Annotated in this window: 19 protein-coding genes and 1 riboswitch; of the genes, 3 read left to right on the top strand and 16 right to left on the bottom strand. The window is 68.9% G+C overall.

All coding sequences use genetic code 11. From position 1 onward, the window contains the following. Positions 1-7: 7 nt before the first annotated feature. The 6 genes from OB895_RS06965 to OB895_RS06940 all read right to left on the bottom strand — a co-directional run bounded on the left by OB895_RS06965 (position 8) and on the right by OB895_RS06940 (position 7,543). On the bottom strand, positions 8-415 hold the full coding sequence (locus tag OB895_RS06965) for an NUDIX hydrolase (protein ID WP_042539321.1): 408 nt from the start codon (positions 413-415) through the stop codon (positions 8-10). Further along, positions 408-1,772 carry an FAD-binding oxidoreductase gene (locus tag OB895_RS06960; protein ID WP_311879607.1) on the bottom strand — a complete coding sequence of 455 codons (1,365 nt, stop codon included), beginning with the start codon at positions 1,770-1,772 and terminating at the stop codon, positions 408-410. Before OB895_RS06960 ends, OB895_RS06965 begins: the two co-directional genes overlap by 8 nt. After that, a complete protein-coding gene (locus tag OB895_RS06955) occupies positions 1,769-2,140 on the bottom strand; it encodes a YrdB family protein (protein ID WP_042539325.1) in 372 nt (123 codons plus the stop codon). Before OB895_RS06955 ends, OB895_RS06960 begins: the two co-directional genes overlap by 4 nt. 30 nt (positions 2,141-2,170) lie before the next feature. Further along, positions 2,171-4,336 carry a sigma-70 family RNA polymerase sigma factor gene (locus OB895_RS06950; RefSeq protein ID WP_311879605.1) on the bottom strand — a complete coding sequence of 722 codons (2,166 nt, stop codon included), beginning with the start codon at positions 4,334-4,336 and terminating at the stop codon, positions 2,171-2,173. 526 nt (positions 4,337-4,862) lie between these two features. After that, positions 4,863-6,029 carry an N-acetylglucosamine-6-phosphate deacetylase gene (gene nagA / locus OB895_RS06945; protein WP_311879603.1) on the bottom strand — a complete coding sequence of 389 codons (1,167 nt, stop codon included), beginning with the start codon at positions 6,027-6,029 and terminating at the stop codon, positions 4,863-4,865. Beyond that, entirely contained in the window at positions 6,026-7,543 is a 1,518-nt protein-coding gene (locus OB895_RS06940) for a beta-N-acetylhexosaminidase (protein ID WP_311879601.1), read from the bottom strand. Before OB895_RS06940 ends, nagA begins: the two co-directional genes overlap by 4 nt. A 52-nt stretch (positions 7,544-7,595) precedes the next feature. Then, a riboswitch (ZMP/ZTP riboswitch) is annotated at positions 7,596-7,680 on the top strand. 36 nt (positions 7,681-7,716) lie between these two features. On the opposite strand from OB895_RS06940, the gene glyA reads away from it, so the two are divergent. Together glyA and OB895_RS06930 are read left to right on the top strand one after the other, a co-directional pair. Continuing rightward, complete coding sequence (glyA, locus tag OB895_RS06935; RefSeq protein ID WP_311879599.1) at positions 7,717-8,991, top strand: serine hydroxymethyltransferase; 1,275 nt, start codon at positions 7,717-7,719, stop codon at positions 8,989-8,991. Further along, positions 8,988-9,866, top strand: a complete 879-nt coding sequence (locus tag OB895_RS06930) for a bifunctional methylenetetrahydrofolate dehydrogenase/methenyltetrahydrofolate cyclohydrolase (RefSeq protein WP_079112419.1) — start codon at positions 8,988-8,990, stop codon at positions 9,864-9,866. Before glyA ends, OB895_RS06930 begins: the two co-directional genes overlap by 4 nt. 137 nt (positions 9,867-10,003) lie before the next feature. Here OB895_RS06930 and OB895_RS06925 read toward each other — a convergent pair whose 3' ends face one another. Together OB895_RS06925 and OB895_RS06920 are read right to left on the bottom strand one after the other, a co-directional pair. After that, complete coding sequence (locus OB895_RS06925; RefSeq protein WP_311879598.1) at positions 10,004-10,582, bottom strand: hypothetical protein; 579 nt, start codon at positions 10,580-10,582, stop codon at positions 10,004-10,006. Positions 10,583-10,637: 55 nt separating this feature from the next. After that, complete coding sequence (locus OB895_RS06920; protein WP_311879596.1) at positions 10,638-11,198, bottom strand: TetR/AcrR family transcriptional regulator; 561 nt, start codon at positions 11,196-11,198, stop codon at positions 10,638-10,640. Positions 11,199-11,264: 66 nt separating this feature from the next. Here OB895_RS06920 and OB895_RS06915 point away from each other — a divergent pair, with 66 nt between their 5' ends. Beyond that, a complete protein-coding gene (locus tag OB895_RS06915) occupies positions 11,265-11,741 on the top strand; it encodes a DUF4188 domain-containing protein (protein WP_079112421.1) in 477 nt (158 codons plus the stop codon). A 20-nt stretch (positions 11,742-11,761) separates the two neighbouring features. On the opposite strand, the gene OB895_RS06910 is transcribed toward OB895_RS06915, so the two are convergent. The 8 genes from OB895_RS06910 to OB895_RS06875 all read right to left on the bottom strand — a co-directional run bounded on the left by OB895_RS06910 (position 11,762) and on the right by OB895_RS06875 (position 20,287). After that, the gene (locus OB895_RS06910) at positions 11,762-12,484 is read right to left on the bottom strand and encodes a DUF6882 domain-containing protein (protein WP_079113921.1); all 723 of its coding nucleotides are present in this window, start codon (positions 12,482-12,484) and stop codon (positions 11,762-11,764) included. A gap of 22 nt (positions 12,485-12,506) precedes the next feature. After that, complete coding sequence (locus OB895_RS06905) at positions 12,507-13,754, bottom strand: MFS transporter (RefSeq protein WP_079112422.1); 1,248 nt, start codon at positions 13,752-13,754, stop codon at positions 12,507-12,509. A gap of 61 nt (positions 13,755-13,815) precedes the next feature. Then, positions 13,816-14,619, bottom strand: a complete 804-nt coding sequence (locus tag OB895_RS06900; protein ID WP_042539342.1) for an HpcH/HpaI aldolase family protein — start codon at positions 14,617-14,619, stop codon at positions 13,816-13,818. Next, positions 14,604-15,389 (bottom strand): fumarylacetoacetate hydrolase family protein, encoded by a 786-nt coding sequence (locus OB895_RS06895; RefSeq protein ID WP_042539344.1) that lies wholly within the window; start codon positions 15,387-15,389, stop codon positions 14,604-14,606. The genes OB895_RS06900 and OB895_RS06895 overlap by 16 nt, the downstream gene beginning before the upstream one ends. A 74-nt stretch (positions 15,390-15,463) precedes the next feature. Beyond that, positions 15,464-16,627 (bottom strand): 3,4-dihydroxyphenylacetate 2,3-dioxygenase, encoded by a 1,164-nt coding sequence (gene hpaD, locus OB895_RS06890; protein WP_042539346.1) that lies wholly within the window; start codon positions 16,625-16,627, stop codon positions 15,464-15,466. Positions 16,628-16,641: 14 nt separating this feature from the next. Next, the gene (hpaE, locus tag OB895_RS06885) at positions 16,642-18,138 is read right to left on the bottom strand and encodes a 5-carboxymethyl-2-hydroxymuconate semialdehyde dehydrogenase (protein WP_042539348.1); all 1,497 of its coding nucleotides are present in this window, start codon (positions 18,136-18,138) and stop codon (positions 16,642-16,644) included. Next, positions 18,135-18,821: a GntR family transcriptional regulator gene (locus OB895_RS06880; protein ID WP_042539350.1), complete on the bottom strand. Its 687-nt coding sequence runs from the start codon at positions 18,819-18,821 to the stop codon at positions 18,135-18,137. Before OB895_RS06880 ends, hpaE begins: the two co-directional genes overlap by 4 nt. After that, positions 18,818-20,287, bottom strand: a complete 1,470-nt coding sequence (locus tag OB895_RS06875) for a fumarylacetoacetate hydrolase family protein (RefSeq protein WP_042539352.1) — start codon at positions 20,285-20,287, stop codon at positions 18,818-18,820. Before OB895_RS06875 ends, OB895_RS06880 begins: the two co-directional genes overlap by 4 nt. Between the last annotated feature and the right edge of the window lie 123 nt (positions 20,288-20,410).

The raw sequence follows: 20,410 nt of genomic DNA, 5'->3' as shown, positions 1-20,410 counted from the left end.
TCGGCCCTCAGGCCCGCGTCGCGGGCCACGCGAGCGGCAGCAGGTGCTCGACGCTGAGCGGCGCGAGCGGCAGCGTCTCGGCGTCGGCGGGGGTGATCCACCGCAGCTCGGCGAGCTCGGCCTGCACGACCACCTCGGCGGCGGCGATGGACACCGAGAACGCCTCGGCCACGACCCGGTGACCCGGCTCGTTCGCCGCCTCGGAGACGAACGTGCCGAGGGGCTCGAGGTCGGCCTCGTCGAGTCGCAGGCCGAGCTCTTCGTGCAATTCGCGGATCAGTGTCTGCGACGGCGTCTCGCCGGGCTCCGGTTTGCCGCCGGGCTGCATGAAGCGCGTCGTGCCCTGCTTGCGGACCACCAGCACCCGGCCGGTGTCGTCGACGATGACCGCCGCGCTGACGTGGATGTCAGGCATCGGGTGCGAACACCTTGCCGGGGTTGAGGATGCCGAGCGGGTCGAACACCCGGGTGATCTGACGCTGCAGCTCCCACTGGTCGTCTCCGAGCTCGTCGGCCAGCCAGCGGCTCTTCAGGGTTCCGATCCCGTGCTCGCCGGTCAGCGTGCCACCGAGGGCGATCGCGGCCCGGAACAGCTCGTCTGCGGCGGCCCAGACCTCAGCGGGTGGCTCGGCGCCCTCGAAGATGAAGTTCGGGTGCAGGTTTCCGTCTCCCGCGTGCGCCACCGTGGGGATGGTCATCGAGTAGGCCTTCTCGATACGGGCGATCTCGTCGAACATCGCGGGCATCGCACTGCGCGGCACCGACACGTCCTCGATGAGGGTCGTGCCGAGAGCGGACATCGCAGGGTGCATGGCGCGACGTATCGCCAGCAGGCGCTCGCCTTCGTCGCGGTCGTGCGAGACCTGAGTCACACCGCGGTGAGAAGTCAGGATCTCGGCGATCGTCGTCGCCTCGGCGACGGCGGCCGGGCCATCCGTCTGGATCGTCAGCTGCGCGCTTCCGGCGGCGGGGGAGGGCAGCTCCAGCAGGGCGGCGACAGCCGCGAGGCTCGCCGAGTCCATCAGCTCCATGATCGCCGGCTGCACACCGGACGCGGTGACCGCGGCGGATGCGGATGCCGCTGTGCGCACGTCGGGGAAGATCGTCGTCACCGTGCAGGTGGTTCCCTCGACGAGTCGGCGCAGCTTCAGCGTGGCGCCGACGACCACGCCGAGAGTGCCTTCCGAGCCGATCACGAGCGAGGTGAGGTCGAGCCCCGTCACGCCCTTGACGCTGCGGTGACCGAGGCGCATCAGGCGGCCGTCCGCGAGCACCAGGTCTACCCCGAGGACGGCGTCCTTCACGACGCCGTACTTCGCGCAGAGCAGCCCGCCTGCTCCAGTGGCGATGTTGCCGCCGACGGTCGAGATCGCCCGGCTGGCGGGGTCGGGGGCCCACCAGAGTCCGTGCTCTGCGAGGACGTCGTTGAGGTCGGAGTTGAGGATGCCGGGTTCGACGACGGCGAGCAGGTCATCGGCGCGGATCTCGCGGATCGCGGTCATACGGCGGGTGGAGAGCACGATCTCTCCCTCGCCGCCGTTCGCGGCACCGGCGAGACCGGTGCCGGCCCCGCGCACCACGACGGGCGTGGCCGTGCGGGTGGCTATGCGCATCACGGTCTGGACGTGTTCGACGGTCTCGGCATGCACGACCGCGAGGGGCTGACCTGGCGCTGCGTGCCCTGACCGGTCGGCGCGGGCTTCTTCGAGGATCGCGGCATCGGTGTCGACGATGTCGCCGAGTGCGGCGACGAGCTGGTCGAGAGCGCTCATCGGATGCGACGCCGCCCGCTCACCACTCCGGCGCCGACTGCGACCACGGCGAATGCGGTGCCGATGATCGGCTGATCCATCAGCCACCACGCGATCGTGACCCCGACGTAGATCAACAGCTCGACGACGACCCGCAGGAACGGGTGCAGGCGCAGCACGGGACGCGGGGAGAGGAAGAGAGCCCAGACCAGGATCACGACCAGGGGAGCACCGATGCCGATGACGACGTTCCACGGGAACGGCCACAGGGCGAATCCCCACAGCGCGAGCGTGCCCACGGCGACGATCAGGACGACCGATCGGACGATGTCGAGGGCGGTGATGTTCGGGCGGTCGACGCCGGGGACGGAGGCGGGATCCTGGGGCATGGATCCAGTCTATTCGCCGCAGATGACGGGTCAGAGCGCGGGGACGGCCTCGTCTGCCGCGGGGACGGCCTCGTCGACTGCGGGTGCAGTCTCGTCGACGGGAGCGGTCTCTTCTTCGACCGCCGGCTCGGCCGGAGGAGCCGTCTCCACCGGAGCGGAGGGCTCGACGGGCGCGGCCGGTTCGGGAGCCGGAGTCTCGGGAGCGACCTCCGCGTCGGGAGCCTCGACGGGAGCCGCGGGGGCGGCCTCGTCGGGTGCAGCGGGGGCGGCCTCGTCCGTCGGCTCCGGTGCAGGCACGACCGTGTCGTCCGGGGTCGGGACCGCCGGCGCGTCCTCGACGGGATCTTCGGCTGGCGCACCGCAGGCAGGCGCGAGCAGGACGGATTCGAGGGTCACCCCGAGCGCCGAGAGGCTGGTGGTGACCGGCAGGACCGGACCGGCCTCTGTCGCATAGTGGATCTCGACCGTCGCGCCGAGGAGGATCTGCACGAGTCCGGGTCGCAGCTCGATCGTTCCGGTTCCGGCGTCACCCAGCGATGTGCTGTCGGCACCACCGTGACTGCCACCGAGCAGGGCCTCGATGTCGGCGCCCGCTTCACCGGACACGTTCAGGGTCACATAGGTGATGGCTCGAGCGTCGAGACACAGGTCGGCGAGGCTGACCACGATCGGAGTCGTCGGGACCGCCGGTTCGCCGGGGTTCTCCTCCCCGGGGTTTTCTTCTCCGGGGGTTTCGCCGCCGGGGTTCTCTTCTCCGGGGGTTTCGCCGCCGGGGTTCTCTTCTCCGGGGGTTTCGCCGCCGGGGTTCTCTTCTCCGGGAGTTTCTTCACCGGGAGTCTCTTCTCCGGGGACATCCTCTTCCGGAGCCGGCTCCGATGTCTCGACCGGAGCCGACGGCGCGACGATAGCGGGCGCGATGTCCTCGGCTGGCTCAGGGGTGACGGGCGCCTCGACCGGCGGCGTGACCGGTTCGGGTTCGGTCTCCGCATCGTCGACGATCGGCGTCTTCTCGTCGGACATCGATTCGTCGGGTCCGACATCGGCACTGATCGACGAGGAGTCGCTGTCGCCGGCACTGGGCAGCGATGCCGCTGGTGACGCGCCGGTGAGGCTCGGGATGATGGTGGCAGCCGCTACGACACCCGCGACCACGAGAGCGGCTGAGCCAGCGCCCACGAGCGCGCCGACACCGCTGAAGATGCCGCCGCTGGTCGCACCACCGGCTCCGCCGCCTGCTGCACCGCCGCCTGCTGCCCCGCCGCCTGCTGCCCCGCCACCGCCCGTCGTGCCGCTGCCTGCTGCACCGCTCGAGGACGCCGCTGTCGCGCCTCCGGCGACGACGACCGCGCCCTCGGTGATTCCCGAAGGCATGGCCGCGAGCGCGACGATCGGGGTGCCGCCGCCCTGCAGCGTGGCGAGATAACCTGCGGAACCCGTGATGCCGAGGACGAGCGGGAGCAGCACGAGCGCCAGCCGCTTCGACACGTCCTTGGCCTCGGCGGCGACGATCATGCAGCGTGCGCACTCTTCGAGGTGCTGCTCGAGACGGTTGTGGTCTCGATTGCTGAGGTTGCCGCGCGAGTAGGCGCCCAGATGCTCGATGGTCCACTGGCAGTCGGAGCCCGCGGCTGCGCTGCGGAGATGGGCCTGGATCCATGCTTCGCGAAGCCCTTCGCGCGCGCGGAACGCGAGCTGCGAGACGGCGCCCGCCTTCATGCCGAGCAGGGTCGCCGCCTCCTGCGGCTTCATCTGCTCGATCTCGGTGTACCAGAGCACCTCCTGCCAACGGGAGGGAAGGCTGCGGAACGCCTGCGCGGTCAGGCTGCGATCGAGGGCCTCGTTGGCCGCCTGGTCGGTGCTGTCGGGGTCGGCCACGCTGTCGAGCTCGTCGATGGCCGACTCGCGGCGAGAGCGGCCCCAGGCCGCGGCGGTGTTGCGGATGCTCGTGAACAGATACGCGCGGAACGAGCCGTTGGGCCCGCCGCCCTTGACGATCGCCTGATAGATGCGGGTGTAGGACTCCTGCACGAGATCGTCCGGGTCGATCGACGACGTGATCGACCGGGCGACGGACATGCCGGAGGGGTAGTGCCGCCTCCAGAGTTCGCCGAAGGCCGCTGCGTCACCCGAGCGGGTGCGCAGGACGAGATCGGCGTCGGCGATCGTTTCCTCGTGCGAAGTGCTGTCCTGATCCATGTCGTCCATCTGTCGTGGAGCGCGAGTGCGCGTCCACATGAAGAGACGCGTGAACCCCATTTTCATCACGCGCCGTCTCCCATTCTCTCTCCAATCTCCCAGGCTTGCCACCCCTTCCGAGAAACTGGCCGCGAACTGCCCGCCCCGATAAAGCCCTGGTCACGCCCAGATCGATCGATTCTGGAGAACAACCTCAAAAAAAGATCCGGGGAACCGCGTAATGAATCGGCATCGCCTTCGTCTCATCAGGTGAGGCAGCCATGGGGCTCCACCGGGGGGCGGAGCTCAGGCGCTGGTGCAAGGGGTAAGTGCACCGGCATGGCGGGTCGGGCACCTCGGGGGAGGAGCGCTCGGCCCGCCAGCTCTCGCGCAGGGGAGGGAAATGTGACAGGGCCGCCGATCTGGGGAACGGCGGCCCTTCACCCACTTCGGCGGCGTGGCGGCAGAGCACCACTGCACTTCGCTTCGCTCGCGGCGTCGGACCGCGCGACACCGGGTCGCTCGACATCACGCTCGCGACATCCGACTACGGGCGATCGCCCACCCACACGCGCACGACCTGCAGCTGCGCATCCATGAGCACGGCGTCACCGAGGTACCCGACCGCGAGGCGGCCGAGTCGGTCACCGTATCCGATGGCGGCCGCCGGAGTCTCCGTGAGTGCGCGCACGGCCTCCGTGAGCGGTGCCCCCGCAGCGACCGCCCGGCGCAGCGCGTCGTCCTGGGTGAGGGTCGATCCGGCGATCGAGCCGGTGTCGTCCGCGCGCGCTACGCCGTCTTCGACCGTCACGCTCACGGCGCCCAGGTCGTAGTGGCCGTCGGCACTGCCCGCGGCGGCCATGGCGTCGGTGACGAGCGCCACGCGGCCGGGTGCCGAGTCGAACACGAGCTTGATCACGTGCGGATCGAGGTGAACGCCGTCGGCGATCACCTCGAGCACCACGCGGCGGTCGCCGGCCGCGGCCAGCACCGGTCCTGGCGCGCGATGGTGGATGCCGGGCATGGCGTTGAATGCGTGTGTCAGCACGGTCGCGCCTGAGTCGAACGCGGCGACCGCTGTCTCGGCATCCGCGCTCGTGTGCCCCACCGCAGCGACAGCGCCGGCATCGACGATCAGCCGGATCGCGTCGAGGCCACCGGGCAGCTCGGGCGCGATCGTCACCTGCCGGATCGTGCCGCGGCCGGCATCGAGCAGTCGGGCGACATCGTCGCGCGCCGGAGCCAGCAGCAACGTCGGCTCATGTGCTCCGTGGTGCGCAGGGTCGAGGAACGGTCCCTCCAGATGCGACCCGAGGATGTCGGCATCCGTCTCCATCAGGTCGGCGATCTCGGCGACGCGTTGCGCGAGGGCGTCGACCGGTGCCGTGACGAGCGAGATCACCGATCGCGTGGTGCCGTGCGAACGGTGCAGAGCACGAGCCGCGCGGATCGCCTCCGCGCCGTCGTCGAATGAGGCGCCCGCGCCGCCGTGGCAGTGGATGTCGATGAAGCCGGGCGTGAGCACGGCATCCGGTCCGGCGACGACGGTCGCATCGACGACCTCGTCTGCCCTGCTCCACGACTGTCCGGTTCCGACGGCGACGACTCGGCCGTCTTCGATCCGCACCCAGGAGTCTGCGACCTCGGCGCCGTGGTCGATCAGTCGGGCGGAGTGGATGACGAGCGATCCTGTCGCTGCGGAATCGGTGGTCATCGTTCGCTCCAGGGAATCTCGGCTGCGGGGTGGAAATCGACGCCTTCAGCCTTCCACAACGGGGCCAGCCCGCCGAGCCGTGCGCGGAACGACTCCCAGTCGCGGCCGGACGCGCGCTGTGGCGACCAGGCGACCTCGGCGTGGGCGGCGGCCCGCGGGAACACGAGCCGCTCGACATCGCTGAGGCTGCGGGTCGTCTCGCTCCACAACGGAGCCTCGATGCCGAGGATCGCCGCCTCAGGCACGTCGAGCGCCGCGGTCGGTTCCCATTCGTATGCCGTGCGGACGTCGATGATCGCGGCCCAGGTCAACCCGAGCGGGAAGTCCGCGGAGTACTTCATGTCGAGGTAGGCGACGTCGGCGGTCGACATGATGAGCGCGCCGCCGCGCTCGACGAAGTGCGCGGCCTCCGCGGCATGCGATCCCTCGGGCGTGGTCTTGCCCCAGTACTGGCCGATCGTGCCCTCGGCGATGTCCTTCGCCGCGCCGACCTCGTGCCACGCCAGGGGGATCTTGCCCTCCTCGAAGACGATCGCGGTCGCGCGCTCGACGAAGTGATCGAAATCGGCCTGCGGGGTGCCGAGCGACTCGTCTCCGCCGATGTGGATGAACGGACCGGGTGTCATCTCGGCGAGCTCCCGCGCCACGTCGCGCACGAACTCGTACGTGCGCTCCTCGTGGATGCGGACGCTCGAGTGTCCGACGCCCCACCCGAGGTAGGGCTCGCCGGCCACGGGGAGCGGCTGACCGAGGCGCGCCGATTCGGCGATCAGGCTGTCGTTCATGACCGGGTCCTCGACGAGCTCGGGATACGCGACGCCGATGGCGTGCGTGTGGCCGGGAAGGTCGATCTCGGGGATGACGAGCATGTGCCGCTCGGCCGCGTAGGCCACGATCTCGCGATAGTCGTCCTTCGTGTAGAAACCTCCGGGATCGCCGAGCGATGCGGTCGATGACGCGAGTTCGGTGAGCTTGGGCCATGAGTCGATCTGGATGCGCCAGCCCTGGTCGTCGCTGAGGTGCAGGTGCAGATGGTTGAACTTCAGAGCGCTGGTGCTGTCGATGAACTTCTTGACCTCGGCGACGTCGAAGAAGTGCCGTGTGACGTCGAGCATCACGCCGCGGCGCTCGAATCGCGGCGCGTCCGTGATCTCGGCGTGCAGCAGCGCCCACCCCTCGTCGCCGTCTCGGAGCAGCTGCAGCAGAGTCTGCACCCCGTAGAAGAGTCCTGCCTCGTCGCCGCCGACGACCTCGACGGAGTCGGCGACCGTGAGCGTGTAGCCCTCGGGGGCGACGGCGGGGTCGACGCGCAGCACGATCGCCGAAGTCGGGTCTGTCGTGTCCGTGGAGTGGGAGAAGCGGATGCCGCTGCGTCGCTCTGCGGCATCGATCAGCTGCCGCGCGGCCGGCGAGTCACCGATGACTCGCGTGTTCTCGGAGACGGGCCACCGGCCGTCGCCGGCGACGGCGGAGGAGGGGAGGGGAACAAGGGGCATGGAATGGGGAAGGACCATGAACAAAACCTACCCTGCGCCGAGTCGGCAGCACAGGGAAATCCGCTATGCTTTCTCACGTCGCGACTGGCGTCTGGGTGGACTACCACCGGGGAGCGACTGACCACGGAATTCGACCGCGCGCCTGGGCCGATAGGTATACCCCTTCGAATCCGTCGTCAGAGGAGCAAGTCATGACCGATCGTTACTTCAACGCCCCGCTCGCCGAGGTCGACCCCGAGATCGCACAGGTTCTCGACCGCGAGCTGAAGCGTCAGCAGACGTTCCTCGAGATGATCGCATCCGAGAACTTCGTCCCCGTCTCTGTGCTTCAGGCGCAGGGTTCGGTGCTCACCAACAAGTACGCCGAGGGCTACCCCGGACGCCGCTACTACGGCGGCTGCGAAGAGGTCGACGTCGCCGAGTCACTGGCGATCCAGCGTGCCAAGAACCTCTTCGGCTCGGAGTTCGCCAACGTCCAGCCGCACTCGGGAGCATCGGCCAACGCCGCCGTGCTGCACGCGATCGCCCGCCCCGGCGACACACTGCTCGGCCTCGCTCTCGACCAGGGCGGTCATCTGACGCACGGCATGAAGATCAACTTCTCGGGCCGCCTCTACGACATCGTCGCCTACGGAGTGGACCCCGAGACCTCGACGATCGACATGGACGAGGTGCGTCGCCTCGCGGTCGAGCACAAGCCCAAGGTCATCATCGCCGGCTGGTCGGCCTACCCCCGCACTCTCGACTTCGCCGCCTTCCGTGCGATCGCCGACGAGGTCGGCGCCCTGCTCTGGGTCGACATGGCGCACTTCGCCGGCCTCGTCGCCGCAGGCCTGCACCCGAACCCGGTGCCGCACGCACATGTCGTCTCCTCGACCGTGCACAAGACCATCGGCGGACCCCGTTCGGGCTTCATCCTGACGAACGACCCCGAGATCGCGAAGAAGATCAACACGGCAGTCTTCCCCGGACAGCAGGGCGGCCCGCTCATGCACGTGATCGCCGCCAAGGCGACCGCGTTCAAGCTCGCAGGCACCCCCGAGTTCAAGGAACGCCAGGAGCGCACGCTGCGCGGAGCAGCGATCCTCGCCGAGCGTCTGTCGCAGCAGGATGTGAAGGATGCCGGCATCGGAGTGCGCTCCGGCGGCACCGACGTGCACCTGGTGCTGGTCGACCTTCGTGAGGCGGAGATCGACGGCAAGCAGGCCGAAGACCTGCTGCACGACATCCACATCACGGTGAACCGCAACGCCGTGCCCAACGACCCTCGTCCGCCGATGGTCACCTCGGGCCTGCGCATCGGAACTCCGGCACTCGCGACCCGCGGTTTCGGCGACGCCGAGTTCACCGAGGTCGCCGATGTGATCGCTCTCGCGCTGCTGCCCGGGGCCGACGTCGAGGCGCTCCGTGCTCGTGTCGACGCGCTCGCCGCCGTCTTCCCGCTCTACCCGGACCTGCAGCAGTGACCGCGAAGATCCTCGACGGCAAGGCGGCGTCGGCCGCGATCAAGGCCGAGCTGACCGAGCGTGTCGCCGCACTGAAGGCGAAGGGCATCGTCCCGGGCATCGCGACCGTGCTGGTCGGCGCCGACCCGGCATCCCAGCTCTACGTCGGCATGAAGCACCGTCAGTCCGAGGCGATCGGAATGAACTCGATCCAGCGCGAGCTGCCGGCCGACGCCACCCAGGCCGACGTCGAAGCGCTGATCGACGAGCTCAATGCCGACCCGGAGTGCCACGGCTACATCGTGCAGCTGCCGCTGCCGAAGCACATCGACACGGATGCGATCCTCGAGCGGATCGACCCCGCGAAGGATGCCGACGGTCTGCATCCGACCAACCTCGGCAGGCTCGTGCTCAACGTCAACAACCCGATCCACACCCCGCTGCCGTGCACGCCGCGCGGTGTGATCGAGCTGCTGCTGCGCAACGACTACGACCTCACGGGCAAGCACGTCGTGGTGGTCGGACGCGGGGTGACCATCGGTCGTTCGATCGGGTTGCTGCTGACGAGGCGTGACCTGAACGCGACGGTCACGCTCACGCACACCGGCACGGTCGACATGCCGCGCTACCTGCGGGAGGCCGATGTGATCGTCGCCGCAGCCGGCGTGAAGCACCTCATCCGTGCCGAGGATGTCAAGCCGGGAGCCGCCGTGCTCGACGTGGGGGTGACGCGCGAGGTCGACCCCGAGACGGGCAAGAACCTGGTCTTCGGAGACGTGCATCCCGATGTCGCGGAGGTCGCGGGCTGGGTCTCACCCAACCCCGGCGGCGTCGGCCCGATGACGGTCGCGCTTCTCATGACCAACGTCGTGGAGGCGGCCGAGCGGCTCGTCTGAGTCGCTGGGCGGTCTCGGAGCTCCAGAAGATCGGAGCAGCCCCAGGACACCAGAGAGGTCGCAGGGAATCCACGGATCCCTGCGACCTCTCTGCATACCTGCGAGGCGACGCGGATGCCGAGGATCCGATAGGGCGGTCAACCCAGTTCGTCCAGCATCCGACGCTGTTCGGGGGTCAGTCCGTCGGAGAGTTCCGCGCGCGCGTCGGCGGTGGCGGGTGACTCCGCGGAGGGTGCCGTGGAAGCGGGCGCGGCGGTGGAGGCGGGCGCGGACCTCTTTCCGGAACCCGAGACCTTCGCCTGCACGACGTCGTACAGTTCATTCGCCTTCGCGCGGAGCCTGTCGTCGACCTGGTCGTAGATCATCCAGCCGAACAGCAGGAAGAGCGGGGGAAGCGCGTAGCTCCAGAATCCGGAGGCTCGGACGCCGCTCAGCCACACGACGGCCACCCAGATGATGAGCTCGACGAGGTAGACGAGGACGTACTGGACGACCTTCTCTCCGGTCTTCGTGCGGTCGGCGGCGGACTTGGCCGCGGCCTTGCGGAACGCGCCGGTGAGCAGCGGCTTCACGAAGAGCGCCGCAAGGGTGAGGACGACCGCGGCCCAGAGCGCGTTGAATCCTACCGAGACCCCGGCGGACAGCAGGCCGATGAGCAGCAGGACCGCCACGTTGAACACGTAGAGCGCGGCGAATCGGACGATTCCGTTCTTCATTTGACCAGAATTCCACACTCTCGGGTGCCGCGGCATCTCCGATGGTGCAGACGGATCAGCGTGCAGGAAAGGCGCGTTCGACCGCATCCACCACCGCGCCGTAGACCGAGTCCCACGGAACCAGCGGGGGAGTCACACCGGCGAGCTCGAGGCTCACAGCGCCGTGCACCTGTGCCCAGACGGTGAGGGCGGCGGTCGCTACGTCCGGCTCATCGACGCGTGCCGCGAGTGCGCGCATCAGCGGAGCCATCGCCGTGCTCATGGTCGCCTCGTCGGGTCGGCAGTCCTCGGTCGCCACGCCCCCGCCGAACATCAGGCGGTAGAGCGCAGGGTTGGCCATCGCCCATGACCGATAGGCGAGTCCGAGCGCGCGCAGCCCCTCGGACTCGGCCGCAGCCTGCGCCTCACCGAACGAGGCGAAGCCGTGCTCGATGACGGAGACGAGCAGCTCGGCCTTGCCGCCGAACAGGGCGTAGACGGCCGAGGTCGACGTGCCGGCGTTCTGTGCGATATCGCGCAGGCTGATCCGCTCGGGCCCCTTGTCGTCGACCATCTCGGCTGTCGCGGCGAGCAGACGATCGCGCAGAGCGTCGTCATACAGAGGAGGTCTTGCCATGCGATCGATCCTATCGTAACGTTGTTGCATAACGCAGTTACATAACGACGTTCCAAGGAGTGGCTCATGGCTCAGCAGGTCTTCCCCGGTCGATTCACCGCGGCCCCCGACCGATCGGATGTCACGGTCTTCCTGATCGGGATGCGTGCCAACCGCTGGCGGCAGCTCGGCAAGGTGTGGTGGACCGCCAGCAAGATGCCGCCGATGCTGCAGCACCTCGCGACCCATCCGGACGCGGGGATGCTCGGTGCGCACAGCTGGTTCGGGCGCACGACGATCCTGCTGTCGTACTGGGAGAGTCCGGAGCACCTGCAGCGATTCGCGGCCGACCGCGATGCGCCGCATCTGCAGCCCTGGCGGGACTTCATGCGGACGCTGCAGGGCACGGGAAGCGTGGGCGTCTGGCATGAGACCTACCAGGTGCCCGTCGCCGACCTCGAGGCGGTGTACGTCGACATGCCGGCATTCGGGCTGGCGGCGGCCACGGCACATGCGCCGGTCGGCTCCGGGACGAAGACAGCGCGCCAGCGACTGGGTCGCTGACGCGCTGTTCTCGCGAGGGGTCAGGCCTGCGGGTGCAGGCTGCTCTCGATGTTCGTGATGCGCGCCTGCTCGTCGAAGCGGAACGTCGCGGTTCCTGTCGCATCGGCGACCGTGGCGCCCGAGAAGGCCTCGTCGGACCAGGTGAGGTTCCACCCGGCGAGGCGCGCGGCATCCCACACGGCCGTGCGGGCATCGGGCAGAGCCACGGTCGAGAGGATGCGAGGGAGGACGATCGCGGCAGAGGCGACCGTGAGCGGCGGGAGCGGTGCATCGAGCAGGAACACCGCGTAGGTGCCACCGCCCACCGGAGCCAGGTAGTAGGGGGCGCGGCCGGTGAGCTCGACGGCCACCGTGCCGACGGTGTGGGCGGCGGCGGCGATCCACTCGGCGTCGCCCGCGGCGTCGGCGGGGAAGGGGAGCTCGGTCTCGCTCAGCTCGACGATGCCGTGCTGGACGCCGTAGTCGCGGAGCTGGGCTGCGACGCCTGCAGGGTCGCCCTGCGGGTGCGCCCATGCCCAGAGCAGCGATCGCGGCCCCGGAGCGATCGTCGCGACGAGGTGGGCGCGGGTGACGAGCTGGCGCGCGGAGTCGGCGTTCGACGTGAAGGTCAGCGTTCCGGCGGCCATGTCGGCATCCCAGCGGTTGTCGCCGAGGTCCTCGAGGGCGGTGGCCAGGGAATCCTGACGGAGGGCGGAGAACAGTGCAGCACGGTCTGCGAGCGGCTGGAGCGCGGCGAAGGTCATGCCCACAGTCTCGCCCGGATTGCTATGAATCCGCCAACTTCTCCTGTGCGGAGAGGGCACCTGCCGGCCGACCCATGCGCCAGACGCTGGGCACGATCAGAGTTGCGACGGCGATCGACGCATAGAGGATCGCCGAGGTGACGAGCACCGTCTCGACGTCGCTGTGGGTGATCAGCCAGCCGTAAACGAGAGTGCCGATCGGCATCACGACGTAGCTGCCGAGCATGTCGTAGCTCGAGACGCGCGAGAGCTTGTCTCCGGGGATGTTCTCCATCATCGCGAGATTCCAGCCGGTGCTGAAGAGCTCGACGCCGGCACCCGCGATGAACGCGGCGATCGCCAGGAGGACCACGGCCGGGTGCACCCCGAGAACAGTCAGGGGAATCGCGAACGCGGCCATGCCGATCATCCCGTAGCGCAGCGGTCGCTTCAGGGGCAGCCACATCAGGATGAGGGTCATCAGCAGGATGCCGACGCCTTCGGCGCTGACGACCCACCCCCAGCCCGCGATGCCGAGTCGCTCGTCGTTCTTCGCGATGTACGGGCCGACGACACCCCACGCCCCGATGTGGATCGCGTTCATCACCATGAACGCGATCACGATGACCCAGAGCCACGTGCGGCTCCAGAACTCCTGCCAGCCGACGCGGAGGTCGTGGAACATCGTGGTCCCGCCGCCGTGATCGGGTGGCGGCAGCCGCACCATCGCGAGAACGGGGATCGCGATGACCCATCCGATCGCCTGCACGACCATCGCCCAGGCGGGCCCTGCGGTGGCGACCACGATGCCCGCGATGATCGGCCCGCCGATCGTCGTCGCCGAGCGCACGAACGAGAGCATGGCGTTGGCCTGCTGCAGGTGCTCAGCAGAGGTCAGCTGCGGGATGATGCCCTGCATCGCCGGCAGCACGAACGCGGTCGATGCGCCGTTGACGACGGAGAGCAGCGCCAGCAGCGGAACCGTGGCCGTGCCGGTGAACAGCAGCGCGGCCATGACCCCGACCGTGATGATGTCGATGACGTAGCAGGACTGGATGATCAGCGCGCGCGGGAGCCGGTCGGCTATCACCCCGCCGAACAGCAGGAACACGATGTTGCTGACCGTGAAGGCAGCCAGCACGAGCGACAGCGATCGCGCATCGTTGTCGATCTCCAGCACCGCGAAGGCGAGAGCGATCGACGACATCGAGCCGGCGATCAGGGTGATGGCTCGGGCGAGGAAGAACCAGCGGAATCCGCGGTCCTGCATCGCGGCGAGGGCGCGGATCATGACGGCGCCTCGCTTCTCTGCATCCGTCAATCCTGCCACGCCCCTGGCCGGGCGGTCGGCGTCAGTAGCTGGCGCGGGCGGCGTCGTCGGAGGCCGGGATGAAGCGCGCGGCGAGAGCCTCGGATGCTCGTGCGAGCATCGCCACGTCGGCGCCGACGGCCACGAAATCGGCGCCGGCTGCGATGTACGAATCGGCGGTGGCGGGGTCGAAGGCGTTCACGCCCACGGGAGTGCCCGCGCCCTTGACTGCAGCGAAGACCCGCTCGACCGCGCCGACGACATCAGGGTGCGTCTGCTGGCCGAGGAGCCCCATCGATGCCGAGAGGTCGGACGGGCCGACGAACACCGCATCCACGCCGTCGACCGAAGCGATCTCGGCGGCGGCGTCGACTCCGGCCCTCGTCTCGATCTGCACGGTCAGCGAGGTGTGCCGTGCCGAATCCTGCAGGTAGCCGTCGACGCGGTTCCAGCGGGCGCTGCGGGCGAGCGCGCTGCCGACTCCGCGCACACCGTGCGGCGGGTAGCGCGTCGCGGCGACCGCGGCGCGCGCTTCATCGGCAGACGACACCATCGGGACGATGATGTTCTGCGCACCGAGGTCGAGGACCTGCTTGATCGCGACGGCATCGTTGAACGGGACGCGCACGACGGGGACGATGGGGTAGGCGGCCGCGACCTGCAGCTGCAGCAGAGTGGACTCGAGCGTGTTGGCCGAGTGCTCCATGTCGATGAGCAGCCAGTCGAGACCGGATCCGGCGGCGACCTCGGTGACGAGCGGGCTGCCCGAGCACGCCCACATCCCGACGAGCGATCGGTCGGAGGCGGCGAGCTGCTCGCGGAAGGAGGGGCTCAGATGAAGCGGCATGCGATCGTTCCCATCGGTCCGTAGTCGCACAGCACCTCGTCGCCGCGCGACACCCACATCGGGCGTGTGAACGATCCTGCCAGGATGATCTCCCCGGCCTCGAGCCGCGCGCCGTGCTGGTGGAACTTGTTCGCGAGCCACGCCACACCTGTCGCCGGATGACCGAGCACACCGGCCGCGACGCCGGTCTCCTCGATCTCGCCGTTGCGTGACAGCACTCCGGGCACCCAGCGCAGGTCGATCTCGTCCGGGCGTTTGCGCACCGTGCCGAGGACCATCGCGCCGTACGCGGCGTTGTCGCTGATCGTGTCGACGATCGTCCGGCCCTCGAGCTCGATGTGCGAGTTCAGCACCTCGAGCGCCGGAACCGCGTAGTCGATCGCCGCGAGTGCGTCCTCGAGCGTGCAGTCAGGGCCCTCGAGCGGATGCTTGAGCACGAACGCGAGCTCGACCTCGATGCGCACGTTCGAGAAGTGGTCGACCGGGATCTCGGCGCCGGACTCGTAGACGGTGTCGTCGAACATCACGCCGTAGTCGGGCTCGGTGATGCCCGTGGCCTGCTGCATCGCCTTCGACGTCAGCCCGATCTTGCGACCGACGAGACGACGCCCTGTGGCGATCTGCGAATCGCGCCACACGCCCTGGATCGCATACGAGTCCTCGACGGTGGCCTCGGGGTAGCGCGCCGTGATGCGCGGGATCACCGCGTGGTTCCGGTCGGCCTCGGCCAGTTCCGCGGCGATCTGCGCGACGGTGTCTGCTGACAGCATCCGTTCCTGCTTCCTGTGGGTGCGTTTCGTCTCGGTGCTTCGTGCCCCGCTCGATGAGCGGGGCACGAAGCGTCTCAGAGCTGGTGACCGAGCTTGTACTCGCCCTGCTTGTACTCGGGCATGTCCTTGTCGTCGTCCGGGCGAGTGTACGAGAACCCGTCCGCCCCGATCGTCACGGCCATCTCGGAGTCGTCGGTGCGAGCCACGACGGGCTGGGGGTTGCCGTCGAGGTCGAGCACGAGCGAGGCCTCGGTGTACCAGGAGGGCACGACCGGGTTGCCCCACCAGTCGCGGCGCTGGTTGTCATGCACGTCCCACGTGATGACGGGGTTGTCGGGGTCGCCGGTGTAGTAGTCCTGCGTGTACACCTCGACGCGGTGGCCGTCGGGGTCGCGCAGGTACAGGTAGAACGCGTTCGAGACGCCGTGGCGGCCGGGGCCGCGCTCGATGGCGTCGGAGCGGCGCAGGGCTCCGAGCTTGTCGCAGATCGCGAGGATGTTGTGCTTCTCGTGGGTCGCGAAGCACACGTGGTGCATGCGCGGTCCGTCGCCGCCGGTCATCGCCGTGTCGTGCACGGTCGGCTTGCGGCGCATCCACGCCGCGTAGACGGTGCCCTCGTCGTCCTGGATGTCCTCCGTGACGCGGAAGCCCAGATCCTGCATGAACTTGACCGCACGGGGGACGTCGGGGGTGACCTGGTTGAAGTGGTCGAGACGCACGAGCTCGCCCGGGATGTGCAGGTCGTAGCGCCACGACATGCGCTCGACGTGGTCGGACTGGTGGAAGAACTCGATCGGGAAGCCGAGCGGGTCGACCACGCGCACCGAGTCGCCGACGCCCTTGACGAAGCCGTCGGGGTTGCGGCGCACGTCACAGCCGAGCTCGGTGTAGAACGCGACGGCCCGGTCGAGGTCGGAGGCGTCGCGGACGCGGTACGAGAACGCGGCGACTGCGGCGATCGGGCCCTTGCGCAGCACGAGATTGTGGTGGATGAACTCCTCCGTCGAGCGGAGGTAGATCGCCTCGTCGTCCTCCTCGGTGACGTACAGGCCCAGGACGTCGACATAGAACACCCGCGAGGCGGCGAGGTCGGTCACGACCAGTTCCATGTAGGCGCAACGGAGCACATCCGGAGGCGTGCTCTCGGGCGTCGCGATGGGGTTGTCGGTCTGGATCGGAGCCTCCTGGCTCACGTAGTAGCCCGATGAGGTCAGCGTCTTCGCAGTCTTGTCGGTCATGTCAGGGTCCTTGATCAGTTCTTGCCGAAGGTCGGGTTGTGAGCGCCGCCGAGCGTGATGTGCACGCTCTGCTGGTCGGTGTAGAAGTCGATCGACCGGTAGCCGCCCTCGTGGCCGAGGCCCGAGGCCTTGACGCCGCCGAACGGGGTGCGCAGGTCGCGCACGTTGTTGCTGTTCAGCCACACCATGCCGGCCTCGACGGACTGCGCGAAGTTGTGCGCGCGCTTCAGATCGTTCGTCCAGATGTAGGCGGCGAGGCCGTACTTCGTGTTGTTCGCGAGGGCGAGCGCCTCGTCGTCGGAGTCGAACGGGGTGATCGCGACGACCGGACCGAAGATCTCCTCCTGGAAGATGCGGGCGTCGGGGGAGACGTCCGCGAACACCGTGGGGGCGACGAAGTTGCCCTCGTCGAATCCTTCGGGGCGTCCTCCACCGGCGACGAGCCGACCCTCGGTCTTGCCGATCTCGACGTAGCTCATCACCTTGTCGTAGTGCTCGGGGTGCACGAGGGCGCCGACCTCGGTCGCGGGGTCGTGCGGGTAGCCGACCTTGACGCGCTTCGCCTGCGCGGCGTACTTCTCGACGAACTCCTCGTAGATCGAGCGCTCGACGAGGATGCGGGATCCTGCGGTGCAGCGCTCGCCGTTGAGCGAGAAGACACCGAAGATCGTGGCGTCGACCGCCGCTTCGAGGTCGGCGTCGGCGAAGACGACGGCGGGCGACTTGCCGCCGAGCTCCATCGAGAGTCCCTTGAGGAACGGGGCGGCGTTGCCGAAGATCAGCTGTCCGGTCGAGCTCTCGCCCGTGAACGAGATGAGCGGCACGTCCGGATGCTTCACGAGCGCGTCTCCGGCATCCTCGCCGAGGCCGTTCACGAGGTTGAAGACCCCCTTCGGCAGACCGGCCTCCTCGAAGATCCCGGCCCAGAGCGAGGCGGAGAGAGGTGTGAACTCGGCGGGCTTGAGCACCACGGTGTTGCCGGTCGCGAGTGCGGGGCCGAGCTTCCATGACTCGAGCATGAAGGGCGTGTTCCACGGCGTGATGAGCCCCGCGACGCCGATCGGCTTGCGGTTGACGTAGTTCATCTGCTTGCCGGGCACCTTGAAGGCGTCATCGGACTGCGCGACGATCAGATCGGCGAAGAAGCGGAAGTTCTCGGCGGCGCGGCGGGCCTGGCCGAGGGCCTGGGTGATCGGGAGGCCCGAGTCGTAGGACTCGAGCTCTGCCAGACGGGCATCGCGCGACTCGACGAGGTCGGCGATCCTGTGCAGCACGCGCGAGCGCTCACGGGGGAGCATCCGCGGCCACGGGCCCTCGTCGAACGCGCGCTTCGCTGCGGCGACGGCGAGCTCGATGTCGGCCTTCTTGCCGGCGGCGGCCGTCGTGTAGGTCTTGTTGGTCACGGGGTCGAGCACATCGAACGTGTCGCCGTCGACCGAGTCGACGAACGCGCCGTCGATGTAGTGCTGGATGTGGTCGGGCAGATCGGCGGGGATGCGGGAATCGGTCATGACTCGTCTCCTGAGTTGTGGTGAGAACGGGCGTGCAGCGCGTCGAGGAACGCGTCCCTCGTGCGCAGCCTGTGGTTGCGGGCGGCGAGTTCGATCTCGAGCGGGTCGGCACCCGCTCGGATGAGCTCGAGGATCTGGGTGTGCTCTTCGACCGAGTGCTGCGCGCGGCCCGGCACATAGGCGAACGTCGAGTCGCGGATGCCGGACAGTCGCGCCCAGCCGCGGTGGACGAGGTCGAGCAGATGCGGGTTCGGGCACGGCTCGAAGAGCAGCGAATGGAACTGCCGGTTGAGCTCGGTGAACGCGTGCGCATCGAGGTGACCGAGCATCTGCGTCATCCGCTCGTTGACCGCCTCGGCCGCATCGAGCGTCTCGGAGTCGAGCAGCGGTGCCGAGAGGGCGGTGGCCGCGCCTTCGACGAGCCCGAGCGTCTGCATGGTGTGCGCGTACTCGCTCTCGTCGACGAGGGTGACGCGGGCGCCGACGTTGCGCTCGAAGGTCACGAGGCCTTCGGCTTCGAGGCGGCGGATGGCTTCGCGCACCGGCACGACGCTCATGCCGAGCTCTTCGGCCAGCGACCCCAGAACGAGGCGGTAGCCGGGGCCGAACGTGTGGCCGGAGATGCGCGAACGGATCCAGACGTACGCCTGCTCCGATTTGCTCGAGTTCGCAACCGTGGTCATGAGCGGGACCCGGTGTCGGACCCTGCGCCCGTCGCGGCCTCGTATCTGGCGCGCCATTCCGCATTGAGCGGGAACAGCCCGTCGACGGGGTGCCCGGCCGCGACCTGCTCGGCGATCCAGGCGTCCTCGATCTCCTGCGCGAGAGTGTCGTCGGCGATCTGCTCGGCGAGAGCGGGCGGGATGGCGATGACGCCGTCGCTGTCGCCGACGATGATGTCGCCGGGCTGCACGGTCGCGCCGCCGCAGGAGATGGTGATGTCGGAGTCCCACGGCACGTGCTTGCGGCCGAGGACCGAGGGGTGCGCGCCCTGCGAGAACACCGGGAGCCCGATCTCGGTGACCGCGTCGAAGTCGCGCACACCGCCGTCGGTGACGACGCCGGCTGCGCCGCGGGCACGAGCGCGCAGCGCGAGGATGTCACCGAGCGTGCCTGTGGTCGCATCGCCGCGGGCCTCGATCACGATGATCTCGCCCTCGTCGACGGCGTCGAACGCGCGCTTCTGGGCGTTGTAGCCGCCTCCGTGGGTCCTGAAGAGGTCTTCACGGAACGGGACGAAGCGCAGCGTCTTGGCCGTGCCGACGATCTTGCTGCCCGGGATGTTCGCGGCCACCCCGTCGATGAAGCACGAGTGGTGTCCTCGTTTGCGCAGCTGCGCCGAGAGACCGGCGGTGGGGGCCTCGAGCAGCTTGGCGCGCAGCTCGGGGGAGAGGGCCGGCGCTGTCGCCTCGGCGGGCAGGCCGGCCTCTTCGCGCGACCCCCAGGCCTCGGTGCGCTGCAGGTCGTCGACGGCCGGAAGCGATCCGAGATCGCCGTCGAAGGGCACGTCGCCCTGTGTCACCGTCGTGACGAGCCGACCGGAGGACGGCGCGCCCGGGGCATCCGGAGCATCGACCTCGATCTCGACCACGTCACCCGGGACGATCACGGAGGACCCAGCGGGGGTGCCGGTGAGTATGACGTCGCCCGGTTCGAGTGTGAAGTGCTGAGAGAGATCCGCGACGAGCTGAGCCAGAGGGAAGATGAGTCCGGCCGTGGTGTCGTCCTGACGCAGGTCGCCGTTGACCCAGGCGCGCACGCGCAGTGCGGCGGGATCGACGATGCGGGCGTCGATGAGCTCCGGGCCGAGAGGCGTGTAGCCATCGCCGCCCTTGGAGCGCACGTTCGAGCCCTTGTCGTTGGCGCGCAGGTCGTAGAGCCCCAGGTCGTTCGAGGCGGTGACCCAGCCGACGTGGCTCCAGGCGTCGTCGAGCGAGACGCGACGCGCGGGGGTCCCGATCACGAGCGCGATCTCCCCCTCGAAGGCGAGGAGCTCCGTGCCGGCCGGGCGTTCGACCGTGCCGCCCGAGGCGGCGACCGAACTGGCCGGCTTGAAGAAGTAGGAGGGGGCTGCGGGGCGACGGCCGCGCTGATCGGCACGGGAGGCGTAGCTCAGGTGGATCGCGATGATCTTGCCGGGGCGGGTCATGGATGCCGTCACGGGGCGCCTCCTCGCGCTTTGGTCGACGCCTTGTGCGTCGTATTCGAAATCATATATCATCGTGTCACCCCTCGGCAAGCAACTCGAACACCTCGTGCGCGAGCCGTGACA

It is taken from the genome of Microbacterium forte (genome assembly GCF_031885415.1).
GTDB lineage: Bacteria > Actinomycetota > Actinomycetes > Actinomycetales > Microbacteriaceae > Microbacterium > Microbacterium forte.
This window is presented reverse-complemented; position numbering and strand designations above follow the sequence as displayed.

What these genes read in the sequence shown, in the direction of transcription:
- OB895_RS06965 (WP_042539321.1), bottom strand. Translation starts at nt 415, where the DNA reads ATGCCTGACATCCACGTCAGCGCGGCGGTCATCGTCGACGACACCGGC.
- OB895_RS06960 (WP_311879607.1), bottom strand. Translation starts at nt 1,772, where the DNA reads ATGAGCGCTCTCGACCAGCTCGTCGCCGCACTCGGCGACATCGTCGAC.
- OB895_RS06955 (WP_042539325.1), bottom strand. Translation starts at nt 2,140, where the DNA reads ATGCCCCAGGATCCCGCCTCCGTCCCCGGCGTCGACCGCCCGAACATC.
- OB895_RS06950 (WP_311879605.1), bottom strand. Translation starts at nt 4,336, where the DNA reads ATGGATCAGGACAGCACTTCGCACGAGGAAACGATCGCCGACGCCGAT.
- nagA (WP_311879603.1), bottom strand. Translation starts at nt 6,029, where the DNA reads ATGACCACCGATTCCGCAGCGACAGGATCGCTCGTCATCCACTCCGCC.
- OB895_RS06940 (WP_311879601.1), bottom strand. Translation starts at nt 7,543, where the DNA reads ATGGTCCTTCCCCATTCCATGCCCCTTGTTCCCCTCCCCTCCTCCGCC.
- glyA (WP_311879599.1), top strand. Translation starts at nt 7,717, where the DNA reads ATGACCGATCGTTACTTCAACGCCCCGCTCGCCGAGGTCGACCCCGAG.
- OB895_RS06925 (WP_311879598.1), bottom strand. Translation starts at nt 10,582, where the DNA reads ATGAAGAACGGAATCGTCCGATTCGCCGCGCTCTACGTGTTCAACGTG.
- OB895_RS06920 (WP_311879596.1), bottom strand. Translation starts at nt 11,198, where the DNA reads ATGGCAAGACCTCCTCTGTATGACGACGCTCTGCGCGATCGTCTGCTC.
- OB895_RS06915 (WP_079112421.1), top strand. Translation starts at nt 11,265, where the DNA reads ATGGCTCAGCAGGTCTTCCCCGGTCGATTCACCGCGGCCCCCGACCGA.
- OB895_RS06910 (WP_079113921.1), bottom strand. Translation starts at nt 12,484, where the DNA reads ATGACCTTCGCCGCGCTCCAGCCGCTCGCAGACCGTGCTGCACTGTTC.
- OB895_RS06905 (WP_079112422.1), bottom strand. Translation starts at nt 13,754, where the DNA reads ATGATCCGCGCCCTCGCCGCGATGCAGGACCGCGGATTCCGCTGGTTC.
- OB895_RS06900 (WP_042539342.1), bottom strand. Translation starts at nt 14,619, where the DNA reads ATGCCGCTTCATCTGAGCCCCTCCTTCCGCGAGCAGCTCGCCGCCTCC.
- OB895_RS06895 (WP_042539344.1), bottom strand. Translation starts at nt 15,389, where the DNA reads ATGCTGTCAGCAGACACCGTCGCGCAGATCGCCGCGGAACTGGCCGAG.
- hpaD (WP_042539346.1), bottom strand. Translation starts at nt 16,627, where the DNA reads ATGACCGACAAGACTGCGAAGACGCTGACCTCATCGGGCTACTACGTG.
- hpaE (WP_042539348.1), bottom strand. Translation starts at nt 18,138, where the DNA reads ATGACCGATTCCCGCATCCCCGCCGATCTGCCCGACCACATCCAGCAC.
- OB895_RS06880 (WP_042539350.1), bottom strand. Translation starts at nt 18,821, where the DNA reads ATGACCACGGTTGCGAACTCGAGCAAATCGGAGCAGGCGTACGTCTGG.
- OB895_RS06875 (WP_042539352.1), bottom strand. Translation starts at nt 20,287, where the DNA reads ATGACCCGCCCCGGCAAGATCATCGCGATCCACCTGAGCTACGCCTCC.